This is a genomic window from Mycobacterium sp. (assembly GCF_032159765.1).
Classification (GTDB): domain Bacteria; phylum Actinomycetota; class Actinomycetes; order Mycobacteriales; family Mycobacteriaceae; genus Mycobacterium.
Genome location: NZ_JAVHWM010000088.1, coordinates 1 through 11731, shown reverse-complemented (window position 1 = coordinate 11731; position 11731 = coordinate 1). Strand labels below are relative to the sequence as shown.

The following is an 11731-nucleotide window of genomic DNA, read 5'->3' as shown; positions in this document are numbered from 1 at the left end:
CAGCGAAAGGTCATGGGCGGCAACATGATCGATCTGTTCAAGGTGCCCAACAAGATCGTCCATAATCCTGATGTGCCCGAGTTGGTTCTTCCTGCGTGAACGCGGCAAGTCCGGAACAGCTGCTCTTCGCGTCGACCACTCAGGCGTTCTTGGAGAAGGAGACCCCGCTCAGCCGGGTGCGTGAGTTGCACGACGCCGGCAGCTCGTTCGACCCGCAGTGGTGGCGACGCGCAGCCGAATTGGGTTGGACGAGCCTGCTTGTGCCAGAAGAGCTTGGCGGCGGCAACGTCTCGGGCAACGGGGTCGCAGACTTGGCGCTCGTTGCCGAGTTGATCGGCAAGACCGTCGCGCCAGGTCCGCTGCATCCGGTGAGCACAGTTCTTGCCGGCCTTGTCGAGGCTGCCGACGGCCACGAGACGGCGATCGAGGCGCTGGTGTCCGGCGAACTGATCGCATCGTGGGCGGTGTATGAGCCGGGTCGGGGCTGGGCTCCGCTTCAGAGCGCGGTCACAGCCACTGCGACGCAGACGGGGTTCCGTATCGACGGGCTCAAGGACCGCGTGGAGGCGGGCGCCGAAAGCGGTGTCGTGTTGGTGGTCGCGCAGTCCGAGGACGGGGTGCGGCAGTTCCTGGTGCCCACGGATGCGCCGGGTGTGACGGTCGAGCCCCAGAGATCCGTGGATTTGGTGAAGCGTTATGCGCGAATCGGTTTCGACGGCGTCGAGGTCGACGAGTCTGCGGCCGTGGGCGTCGGCGAACAAACCGCCGCCTTGGTGGCACGGCAGAGCCAGATCGCGATGGCGCTGCAATGCGCAGAGATCGTCGGCATCCTCGACACCGTCGTCGAGTTCACGATCCAGTGGGCATTCGACCGGCATTCCTTCGGCCGGCCGCTGGCGTCCTACCAAGCGCTCAAGCATCGTTTCGCGGATCTGAAGATGTACCTGGAGGCCTGCCGCGCGACCACAACCGCTGCCGTTGCCGAGGTCGCCAACCGCTCCCCTGGCGCCGAGATGGCGGTGAGCGTCGCGAAATCCTATGTGGGCGAACGTGCCCCGGGCATGATCCAGGACTGCGTCCAGCTGCACGGCGGGATTGGCGTGACCTGGGAGCACGACCTGCATTTGTTCCTGCGGCGGGCCACGCTCTACCGCTCGATGTACGGCACGCCCGAAGATCACAATCTCCGCGTCTACGCGATGACCAAGGAACTGGAGTCCGCGTCATGACGGAGACCACATCACCGGCTGCGGCGGTCACCGAATCGGTCGAGGAATTCACCGCCAGAGCACGAAAGTGGCTGGCGGAGAACATGCCACGCGTTGGCGCCAGTGGTCCGCAAGGCGTTGAGCGCGGCGACGAAGGGCCGTGGCTGCGCGCCAGAGAGCTCCAAAAGAAACTTTACGAGGGCGGGTTCGCGGGCATCTGCTTCCCGCGCGAGTACGGCGGACTCGGGTTGGGAATTGAATACCAGAAGGCATTCGACGTGCTGACCAAGAACTACGAGATGCCGATCATCCTCAACGTTCCCACCTTCGCGATCTGCTGCGCGACGATCCTCGACACAGGCAGCGAAGCGCAGAAGAGAGAACACATTCAGGCGGCGATCCGCGGCGACGAGGTGCTTGTGCAGTTGCTGTCGGAACCCAGTGGCGGCTCCGACCTGGCAGGTGTGATCACGCGCGCCGACAAAGTCGGCGACAAATGGGTGATCAACGGTGCGAAGACTTGGAGCACAAGCGCTTTCGCCGCTGATTACGGACTCCTTTTGGCACGGACCAATTGGGACGTGCCCAAGCATGAGGGACTGACGATGTTCCTCGTGCCGATCGACAGCCCCGGGATCACGTTGCGGCGGATCAAGCAGGTCAACGGTTCCACCGAGTTCTGCGAAGAGTTTTTCGACAACCTCGAGCTGGACGAAGACGCGGTGGTCGGCGACGTGGACGACGGCTGGACTGTCGCATCACGGCAGCTGTACCACGAGCGCCGCGCCGTCGGCGGGGGGTCCGAGTTCGCCAGCGGAAGCGGTCCGGAGGGAACGACGGATGTGCCGGTGTCGTACGCGGCACTGCTCGAGGCCGTCGGGCAACCCGACAATGAACGGCTGCAAGAGATCGCGGGTCGCGCGCTGGTCCACCGGGTGGTGAAAGGGCAGTTGATCGACCACGTCTATCACGGCGTGAACGACGGCTCATTGCCCCCGGCCGCGGGATCGATCATCCGGATCAACCACTCCGAGAACGTCCAGCTCGAAATGGATACCACGCTGGCGATCACGGGCAGCGCGGGCGTGGTGGACGGTGTCGAGCACCTACTCGGAGTCGGCGAGCGTTACCTGTCGCGGCAGGCAGCAGCTCTCGGCGGCGGTACCACCGAGATCGCCCGCAACATCATCGGCGAGCGCGTCCTGGGATTTCCGCGCGAGTACGCGGCCGACCGGGGGGTGCCGTTCAAGGAAGTCAAGCACAACCGTCGATGAGCGCTTGCGCGAAGAGCATCAGCCGTCGATGAGCGCTTGCGCGAAGAGCATCAACCGTCGATGAGCGCTTGCGCGAAGAGCATCAACCGGCGATAACGCGGGTCCCCGTCAGCAGGTCGCGACGATTTTGAAGTCTGCCTGGGTGGGTTCGTTGGGCTCGGAGGTGTTGTAGCCCAGCGCCTTTCCGGTGATGGTGAACGTGTCGGCCACGAAGCTGATCTGGGCTTCGCCGCCGCCGTCCTTGGAGTACATCCCCGTGAACCCGCCGAGGTTGTGGATCCGCACTGAGTTGGTGACGAGTTGCTCGCCGCTGCCGTCCACGCTCACCTTGGCGCCTGCGACGTTCTGGTCGCCGATGAGGATCGTCCAATACCACTGCATGCTCTGGCCGGACGACTTGTTGTCTTTGGAATCGACGGGCAGGTTGTTCGCCTGCTGGTTGCAGCTGACGCTTTGTTTGGCGGAGGTGTTTCCGTTCACGGTCACCGACGCCTGGCTGGGATGGTTGACGCTGGTTTCTGACGAGCACGCGACGAGACAGGTGAGTACGAACCCGCTCACAGCCATCGCGGCGATCCGGTTGTGCACCTGAGCAGAATACAATTCTCCGTTTCGTATTGTCGGATTATCACCCGATGATCTCGCCTCCGAGCACCGTCGCGACGACCATGTCGGAGGACAGAGCGCTCAGCGCCTCAGCGGGTGCCGGGGCGAGTACGCACAGGTCGCCGGGTTGCCCAGGCGCCACGCTGCGAGGACTGGCCGGACTGTCGTGCCTGCCGAGGAACATGTGCAGCGCCGCGCTCGCGTCGATGCGCTCGTGCGGCCCGAGCACGACGTCGGTCGCGGTGGCGCGGGTGACGGCTGCGCGCATCGCCGCCCACGGGTCAAGATCGCCGAACGGCGCGTCGGTGCTGCCTGCGATCGGGATCCCGGCGCGTGACAGTGACGCCACCCGCCAGAGCTGGGGGTGTTCGTCGGCGGGCACGTCGCGGCGGTATTCGTCGCCGCGCTCGGCGACGAAATTCGGCTGGGTGATGACGGTGACGCCGGCCTCGGCGAGGTCGGCGACGCAGCCGTCGGGCACCATCGCGGCGTGTTCGATGCGGTCCTCGTGGTGGACACCCGCGGTCCGAAGCGCGGCGAGTGCGACGACGAGCTGCGCGGCGGTCACGCAGTGCAGGGCCACCGGCACCTGCGCGGCGTGGCGGTTGGCGATCCATGCGGTCAGCTCGTCGAGGTCGAGCTCGTCATCGCGCAGTATCCGCTTACCGGGTGACAGGAACCAGATCTTTTGCGCCAAACCTGTTGTGAGAGAGGCAATGTCGTTGGCATCGAGGTCCGGCGTGGCGTCGGTGACGCCGGTGACCCCGTAACCCGCCAACCGCCGACCCAGAGCGGCGAGGTCCGGTTCACGCCGCGGTACCGAGTCGGCGAGGCGCGCATCGGTGCTGGCCACCCTGCCGTCGGCATGGTCGGGCTGGCCGATGCGCGCCACCGCCGCGGAGTTGAGGAACCACATCGCGCCGCTGCGGTGCTGCACGCGCAGCGGGGCTGCCGGCTGCATCGCGTCGAGCCGCCGGCGGGTCAGTTCCCCGGCCACCGACTCGTGGTAACCGGTCGCCCGTATCCAGCCATCGGGACCGGGCGCGGCGGCAGCGACAGCACGGGTGAACTGCTCTTCTGTCCGCACGGCAGGGGGCCCGACGGCCACTGAGTCGGCCGCCGCGGCCGTGGCCCGCAGGTGCAGGTGATGATCGTGCAGACCGGGCAGCACCGCGCCGAGTTTCGCGTCGAGAACGAGTTCACCGGGTTCGGGTTGTAGTCGCGGTGCCACCTCGATGATCTCGCTCGCGACGCGGATGGCGGCGACGCGGCCGTCGAGCAGGACCGCCCGGGTGATCAACATGACGCCAGCCGCGCCTCGACCAACTCGCTGACACGCGTGTTGTCGGCGCCGACCTCGTGCGCGGGCTCCCGAACACGCGGAGCCCGTGGCGCTTCGCGCTGGACCTCCCCCGTCGGCAGCCTCGCGTACCCGGCTGCGATGCCCGCCATCGCCACGTCGATCACCGCGCCACCACCCGACGTCAGGGCGTCGAGCACCGCGTCAGCCGCCGCGAGCCCGGTGAGCGGATCGGCGACGGCGTCGCCGCAGAATTCCGGACCAGGCATCACCAGGCCGCCGGCGACGGCGGCGTCGTCGCCGAACGCCACCCGGTCGGGATGTTCGGGCCCGTAACCGCTGACCCGTACCCAGACCCGCCCGGGCCGGCCCGGTGCCTGTTCGGCGGCCAGACCCCGGCGAGCCAGCGCGGCTGGCCGGGATCCCTCGATCACGACATCAGCGGCACGCAGCAGGCCAGTCAGGTCTTGGGAGTCAAAATCGATTGAATAACAGAGCTTTTCGCCGTTGAGCCAATCGAAGAAGTCGCGATTGCCCGCGCGGGTACCGTCCGGACGGGCGGGTGTTTCCACTTTGACGACGGTCGCGCCGGCAGCGGCCAGCAGGCGTGCGCACAGCGGACCTGCCCACATCGAGGACAGGTCCACCACCAACAGATCCGGGATCAAGCGGCGCGCCGGCGTCCCCTGATAGGCAATCACCGGCTCGCGCACCCCCATCTCGCCCAGCACAGCGGCCGGCATGTCCAGCAGCCGCGCGCGCGCCACGAATTCGGCGGCAGTGCGTATGCGCGCCGCGTCGGCGACCGCGGCCCACGGGTCGTCCGGCACGTCATGCTCAAGGAGCGCCGGGATCGCCTCGACGTCGACCTTGCGGCTCAGAGTCAGCGCGCACCAGCCGTCGGCGGCGGCGAGCAGCCGGGTGGCACCGCCGGACGACACGCGCGACGGCGGCGCCAGGCCCAGCAGCGCGGCACGACCGGAGATGATCTCCCAGGCACTGATGCTGACCGGACGTCCGCCGAGCGCGTTGATGCGGCCCTCGATCGTCGCGCATGTCGTCCGCGCACGCATCTGCACCCAGGCCGGGATCGCGAACGTCACGTCGGCGCCCTCACCTCGTCGACCAATCCCCACTCCAGCGCGGTCGCGGCGCTGATCGACTGCCCGGACAGCACGAGATACGCGGTGCGCCAGCGGCCGATCCGCCGCGTGATGCTGACGGTTCCGCCCGCACCGGGAAGCAGGCCGAGCGCCAATTCGGGCAGGCCGATGTCGCACACCGGATCCGCTTGGACCCGGCCGCAGAACGCCGCCATCTCCAGTCCGCTGCCCAGCACCCGTCCGTGCACGCGCGCGATCAGGCGGTCCCCGAGCCGCGTCGACAGCTCGTCGAGCGCCAGCGCCGGGCTGTAGCGGGTGCGGGCGAAGTGCGCGCTCGCCGGATCGTCGAACGAGCCGAACTCGTCCAGGTCGCCGCCGCTGCAGAACGAGGGGCCGCTGCCTGCGAGCACCACGTACTGAATCGACGTGTCATAGATCGCGACCGTCAGCGCATCGAGCAACGCCTGGCGCATGTCGGTGGAGAAGGCGTTGTGCCTCTCGGGGCGGTTAAGCCAGATGCCGAGCGTGTCCTGTTGGCGCACAACAAGTACCGGCTCGGGGCTGTGCGGCGAAACGGCCGGCCCGCGGCGCTGCAGCCAGTCGGCGAACTCGCGACCCGATTGCAGCGTCGAATACGCGAGCGACTCCGTCGTCAACCCCTGGGCCGATGGCGCGCCCGGATCGACCGATCTCAGCACGTCGTCGCAGATCGCCGCGGCCTGGGGCCACCGGGCCACCCGCGCAGCGAGATCGCCCACGGCCGCGGCCACCGACGGCACGCTGATCACTCGGCGGTCGTCGACCTCGTCTTCCGTCAGCGTGAACGTCGCCTTCTCCAGCCAGAATTTCGCGGCGGCGATGTCCATCTGGTCGGCCGAGCAGACCGCGACGACGGGGCCCGACGAATCGGCGTCGGCCGCCTCCGCAGACCCCAGATTGACCACCCTCAGATGCAGAGAGGATGCGCGGTCCGGATCAAGCTTCATCGCGGTGAACATACGCCGTGGCAGGCGCTGTTTCCCATACGATGGGCGGGCTATGCGCGTCGTCGACCAGTTGATCGGCCACCTCCGCCGAACCGGGCACCTGACGCCGGACCAGCTTGCCGAGTTGCGGCGAATGGGTCTGCTGAAGGATGCGCGCGACGACGACGATCTCCCGGAATCCGACGTCGACGCTGAACCGTCTGACGACTACGGCCCGACCGACGCGCTGGACGCGCACGGCGACCGTCTGATCGACGACGCGCGCCGAGCCGGCGTCCGGCGACGCAGGGGCCGGCCGAAGAAGGCCGGCTCGAGTTTCGATGCCGCGATCACCAAGGCCGTCAACGAAGCTCAGGGTTTTGTCGACCTCGTGGTCGAGGTGGCGAAGCGTCTCGGTGCCGACGCTGACGCTGCGCTGGACACAGTGACATCGGCCGATTCGGAAAGCCTTGCTGCGGCGCTGGTGCGGGACAGTTTGTGGGCGCGGCTCTGGCCGCATATCGCACGCGATCCTGTCTTCGCCGTGCTCGCCGACAACCAACGGCGACGCCTCTCTTCGCTCGCCGCCGGCGCTTCCCGAGCCGATCAGACATTGCCCCGGCAGCTCACCAACAACCCCGCGGTACGACGCGCAATCGGCATCGTCGCGGCCTCCCGGGCGTTGTCACCCGCTTTCGGACTTGCTGTTGAAGCGGTCGGTCCGTGGCGCGCGGCGCACGAACTGAATTTGGCGGCCAACCCCACGGCTCTGGAGGTGCTGGCCATCCTGCACAGCGCCCACACCCCCTGGCGCACCATCGCCGAGCTCCCCGACCTGGTGGGTGAGGTGGGCCTGCCGGTGCCCGCGAAGCTGCCGCGCCCGGCATACGAATCCGGGTGGGAAATCGCAGCGCGCATCGATCCTGTCAAGGTGCTGCCCTTGATGCAGTGGTGCACTCGCGCCTGGGCGGCGATGCCGGCCTATCTCTTGTCGTCGGCACCGGGGCTGCACATCGGGGTGGTCTCCTACAGCGGAGACTGGATCCGGCCTACCGGCGAGGAATGGTTCGGCCTGTGGCGTCGCGACACGAGGTGGGTGGTAGTGCGATGCTCGCCGCACCACAGCCGCACGCTGGGTGAGGTCAGCCAAACTCTCACCCGCGACGGCATCGAATACGCACATGCGTGCACCGATGAGGTCTGCGACTTCCCCAGGACGTTCCAGCGAGTGGGTGGGCGCGAAACGGTAAGCGTCCGGGCGGTAAAGGGGCTCGCATTGCGCAATGAAAGCCAGATCGTGCGCGCCGACTACGGTGACTTGTGGGCGGCGGGCCTAGTCGATATGCCGCTGCTGACCTGCCCGAAGGAGTGGGAGCTTCCGTGAGCACAGAGGTCGCCGAGTCGATCACCCTTTCGCAGGCCGGTGCGCTGATCTCGACGATGGCCCACGAGCAGAGCCTGCTGCTGCTGTCGGCGCCGGGGGTCGGCAAGTCAGACCTGATCAACCAGATCGCGGCCGCGGCCGGGCTTCAGTGCCGCTCACTGCTGGGCACGCAGATCGCGCCCGAGGACGTCAGCGGCGTACCCCGCATCATCGGCGAGCGCACGGTGTTCTGTCCGCCGCGGGTGCTGCTGCCGGAAAACGCCGAGCCCTTCTGCCTGTTCCTCGACGAACTTCCGGCCAGTGCCCCCGATGTGCAAAAGGCCTTCTACTCACTCCTTTTGGAGCGCCGCATCGGCGAGTACAAATTGCCGCCCGGCTCGTGGGTGGTGGCGGCAGGCAACCGCGCCGAGGACCGCGCGCTGGTGCGCGCACTGAGCAGCGCGCTGGTGAACCGGGTCGCGATCCTCAACGTGCGCGTCGACTTGCGTGAATGGCTGATCTGGGCCCGCGCCAACGGGATTCGGTCGGACATCCAGTCGTTCGTCGTGTTCCAGCCCGATGCGCTGGCCCGCCCGGTGCCTGCGGAGCCGGTTCCATTCTCGACGCCGCGCGCATGGGCGTCGCTGTCGCGCGCGCTGGATCTCGTTGAGCAGAAAGGGATCATGGACGTTCCGCTGCGACGGGCCCTGGCGTTCGGCCGGGTCTCCGCGCAGGACGCGGCCGTGTACTGCGCGCTCGCCGAGCACGACATCGCCACGCCGCAGCCCCTTGAGTCCTATCTGAATGGAACGGCGAAGCTGCCCGACGACGACTCGGGACGTTGGTTCGTTCTGAACTGGATTCGCGAAGAACTCTTGCGGCGGTTCGAAGACGACGACGACGGTTATGGTCCGCTCACAGTGGGCTCCGTGACCCCGGAGCAGATCAATAAATTCCTGCTCGGGTTGCCGCAGGAGCATCGGTTCGCCTTGCTCGTCGATATGGTCGGGGTCTGGTCGAGGTTCGGCGCCGATGAGTCGATGCTTGCGTCGCTGGTGGAACTGACCGGCATCTGAGGACTCGATGGATCCCGATGAGGCCTCCAGCGCCGTGCAGGCCGCGCGGCGTGCGATCAGCCTCGTGTGCGTGAACCTGCCACACCTGAGTGGGCTGGCACATTCTGTTCGCGTCGCCGCCGACGAACGCGTGGGCACCGCGGGGATATTCGCGTCAGGGCGGTTAGTGGTCGAGCCGGTCTGGTTCCTCGAACTCAGCGATGCGCAACGGGCTTTCGTGATTGCACACGAGCTTCTGCACCTCGCACTGCATACCCACAACCGAACCGGCAACGCCGATCCGGCAAAGTTCAACGTCGCACACGATCTGATCATCAACGACATTCTCGAAGCCGAACTGGGGATGGAGCCTCCCGGAGGTGGCATTCGCCAGCCGGGGGCAAGACACAGCTCCGCAGAGGCGCTGATGCTCGACCCATCGCTGCCGTCGCAGCGCACCGTGCCCGACACCGCGATGGGTGCGGCGCTACGCGAGGCGATGGGGCTCGGCGGCCTCGAGAGCAGCCCGGACGACGTTCTGGACGCGGACCTTGAGGCGGAATGGTTTCCGGACGAGACGCAGCGCGTACGGTCCAATGCCACTGCTGCGATCCACCGCGAGGCTACGAAAGCACTGGCGCTGCAACAGATTCAAGACCGCGCGCGCAAATTGGCGCAAGAGGTGGCTCAATCCAGCGGCCGCTGGCGCGGTACGGACTCTTACGCCACATCCGCCTATGTCGACGCACTCGAAATCGCCTACCGCCCGCCATGGGAGCTTGCGCTGCATCGGTGGTTGGACACCGTGACCACGCCGGTCCGCACGTACGCGCGGGCCTCGCGGCGATCCGGCGGCCGCACGGACATCGTGCTGCCCGGTCGCATCCGAGATGCCCAGACGATTTCGATCGTGCTGGACACCAGCGGCTCGATGACAAACGAGATCGCCCACGCGCTGGGGTCGATCATGTCGTTCGGCCGGGGCGCGAACATCGAGAGTGTGCGCATCGTTCAGTGCGACACCAGCGTGACGTCCGACGAGATCGTCGTGATCGACGATCTGGCCACCTACCGCGTCACCGGCTTCGGCGGAAGTGACATGACCCCTGCGATGGAGCACCTGGCCAACGACCCGGAAACGACGGCCGTCGTCGTCATCACCGATGGCCAGATCCTCTACCCGAATGAGCCGATGCCGTATTTCGTGCTCTGGGTTGTCTACGACCCGTACGAAGAGTACGGATACTCCTTTTCCCCCGACTACGGCCAGGTCATCGCGATGAGCACCGACGCCACGTAAGGCCCGGGTGAAGACAGGTAGTCGACTACGCATGTCAACCTGACCGATCGGCCATAGTTTCGGGCTTGCCAGCACGAGGTGAGAAAGGCCAGGCCCATGACGAACGCACGCGCGCAGCGAGACACCAGCGATCGGTCCGGACGCACCGCGCGGTCGAAGCGCCCGTACTATCCGCGGTCGCGCAGCTACCTCGAGGTTTCCACGATGGCGCGAGAAATGGACCGGCTGTGATCACCGTCTTCTCGTTGGGGTTCGCGGTCGCGCTGTTCGGCGTCGCGATCGGCATCCACACGGCGCAGTCGTGGTTGGAGCAGCGGACCTACACCAAGCACTTCGGCGACTGACCTACGCTGAGTCGGTGGGCGACGACACAGCTGAGGCCATCCGCCAAACGCGACGCGACTGGATGACCGATCATCGGGACATATACCTACGCTCGTGCGGCACGCAAGGCCACGTCATGGACCTCAGGGAGGTTGGCGGCAACGCGTTCACCACGCATTGCCTGATCCGAACTCACGGGCGCAAGTCCGGCAGGACGTTCATCACCCCGCTGATCTACGGCGATATCGGCGGGGAGGTGGTGATCGTCGCGTCGAAGGGCGGTGCCGATCAGCATCCCGACTGGTACTTGAACATTCGCGCGAACCCGCGCGTCGACTTCCAGGTCGCGACACAGGCTTACCGCGGGACATGGCGCGAGCCGGAAGACATTGAGCGTCACGCAATTTGGAAGTTCATGTTGGAGATCTACCCGCCGTACCTGGCCTATCAGACCTCCACGAAGCGACGGATTCCGGTGGTGATGATGAGTCCGCGCGAGGCGATCGATGTCTTTCGATCAGACGAGCTTCAGTCCACGTAGCGCAGCTCGACGCGCGGAATCTCGTCCTGCGGACCGCGATCCCGACCTCACCAGCCGTCGTCAACGAAACACAATTTCTGCCACTTTGCTGTGAAGATGCGTCGAACGTGCTGCACTGGAGTGGCCGTCGGGGACGGGGCTCGCAACATCAGGGGGTAGGACATGTCCATCAAGCGCATCACGTCTCTTATCGCAGGGGGCTCGGCCGTCGCTGCAGCGGTGGCTTCCGTCACCATGGCACCCGCCAGCGCAGACGCCGCGCCGTGTATCGACGCTTGGAACGTCGGATCCAATTCGGCTCCGCAACAGAGCCTTGACGAGTTCTTCGCAGACGGCGGAGCCGGCAACGTCATCGTCGGATTAGATAACGGCAACTGCATACTCGCCGCCCACAACGTCCTCAAACCGACATACGTGGCCTATGCACAGGCGGACGTGGAATTCGAGCCGGTCAAAGGCGGCCCGCGCGATCAATTCTGGCAGGACGTGGCCACCGTCGGTCCCGTCAACGTAGTTGTTGGGGACGCAGGCAAAGTCGCGCCGGTTTCGCCGTAGCAAGTGCGGGCGAAGGTGTGTGAGTTCATGACATCGTTCACAGCTGTCTCGGGACATCGTTCACACCCGAAGACAAGGGTTGAGCGATGGGAATGCCGCAGCTGGTGGTCACGGCCGTGCTGGTCGAAGGACGAACG

The 11731-nt window shown here is 66.4% G+C and carries 12 protein-coding genes; 8 read left to right on the top strand and 4 right to left on the bottom strand.

The genetic code is table 11. The features are described 5' to 3' along the window. The first annotated feature begins 95 nt into the window (after positions 1 to 95). Both QOH60_RS09765 and QOH60_RS09760 read left to right on the top strand, forming a co-directional pair. Positions 96 to 1229, top strand: a complete 1134-nt coding sequence (locus tag QOH60_RS09765; protein ID WP_526419602.1) for an acyl-CoA dehydrogenase family protein — start codon at positions 96 to 98, stop codon at positions 1227 to 1229. After that, positions 1226 to 2482, top strand: coding sequence for an acyl-CoA dehydrogenase family protein (locus QOH60_RS09760; RefSeq protein WP_526419600.1), 1257 nt, complete (start codon positions 1226 to 1228; stop codon positions 2480 to 2482). Before QOH60_RS09765 ends, QOH60_RS09760 begins: the two co-directional genes overlap by 4 nt. Before the next feature lie 108 nt (positions 2483 to 2590). Here QOH60_RS09760 and QOH60_RS09755 read toward each other — a convergent pair whose 3' ends face one another. Genes QOH60_RS09755 through QOH60_RS09740 form a run of 4 tightly spaced genes read right to left on the bottom strand, consistent with a single transcriptional unit; the run spans position 2591 to position 6477 of the window. Then, positions 2591 to 3070, bottom strand: a complete 480-nt coding sequence (locus QOH60_RS09755) for a lipoprotein LpqH (protein WP_526419598.1) — start codon at positions 3068 to 3070, stop codon at positions 2591 to 2593. Positions 3071 to 3110: 40 nt separating this feature from the next. After that, positions 3111 to 4391 carry an amidohydrolase family protein gene (locus QOH60_RS09750; protein ID WP_526419596.1) on the bottom strand — a complete coding sequence of 427 codons (1281 nt, stop codon included), beginning with the start codon at positions 4389 to 4391 and terminating at the stop codon, positions 3111 to 3113. Beyond that, a complete protein-coding gene (locus QOH60_RS09745; RefSeq protein WP_526419594.1) occupies positions 4385 to 5491 on the bottom strand; it encodes a CoA transferase in 1107 nt (368 codons plus the stop codon). Before QOH60_RS09745 ends, QOH60_RS09750 begins: the two co-directional genes overlap by 7 nt. Then, on the bottom strand, positions 5488 to 6477 hold the full coding sequence (locus QOH60_RS09740) for an enoyl-CoA hydratase/isomerase family protein (protein WP_526419592.1): 990 nt from the start codon (positions 6475 to 6477) through the stop codon (positions 5488 to 5490). Before QOH60_RS09740 ends, QOH60_RS09745 begins: the two co-directional genes overlap by 4 nt. Positions 6478 to 6529: 52 nt before the next feature. Between QOH60_RS09740 and QOH60_RS09735 the strand changes: the two genes are divergently transcribed. The 6 genes from QOH60_RS09735 to QOH60_RS09710 all read left to right on the top strand — a co-directional run bounded on the left by QOH60_RS09735 (position 6530) and on the right by QOH60_RS09710 (position 11594). Continuing rightward, positions 6530 to 7840 carry a hypothetical protein gene (locus tag QOH60_RS09735; protein WP_526419590.1) on the top strand — a complete coding sequence of 437 codons (1311 nt, stop codon included), beginning with the start codon at positions 6530 to 6532 and terminating at the stop codon, positions 7838 to 7840. Next, positions 7837 to 8895 carry an ATP-binding protein gene (locus tag QOH60_RS09730; protein ID WP_526419588.1) on the top strand — a complete coding sequence of 353 codons (1059 nt, stop codon included), beginning with the start codon at positions 7837 to 7839 and terminating at the stop codon, positions 8893 to 8895. Before QOH60_RS09735 ends, QOH60_RS09730 begins: the two co-directional genes overlap by 4 nt. A gap of 7 nt (positions 8896 to 8902) precedes the next feature. After that, positions 8903 to 10174, top strand: coding sequence for a vWA domain-containing protein (locus QOH60_RS09725; RefSeq protein WP_526419586.1), 1272 nt, complete (start codon positions 8903 to 8905; stop codon positions 10172 to 10174). Positions 10175 to 10270: 96 nt separating this feature from the next. Then, the gene (locus QOH60_RS09720; RefSeq protein WP_526419584.1) at positions 10271 to 10405 is read left to right on the top strand and encodes a hypothetical protein; all 135 of its coding nucleotides are present in this window, start codon (positions 10271 to 10273) and stop codon (positions 10403 to 10405) included. 127 nt (positions 10406 to 10532) lie between these two features. Beyond that, positions 10533 to 11039 (top strand): nitroreductase family deazaflavin-dependent oxidoreductase, encoded by a 507-nt coding sequence (locus QOH60_RS09715; RefSeq protein ID WP_526419582.1) that lies wholly within the window; start codon positions 10533 to 10535, stop codon positions 11037 to 11039. 162 nt (positions 11040 to 11201) lie between these two features. Next, the gene (locus QOH60_RS09710; protein ID WP_526419580.1) at positions 11202 to 11594 is read left to right on the top strand and encodes a hypothetical protein; all 393 of its coding nucleotides are present in this window, start codon (positions 11202 to 11204) and stop codon (positions 11592 to 11594) included. The last annotated feature ends 137 nt before the right edge of the window (positions 11595 to 11731 follow it).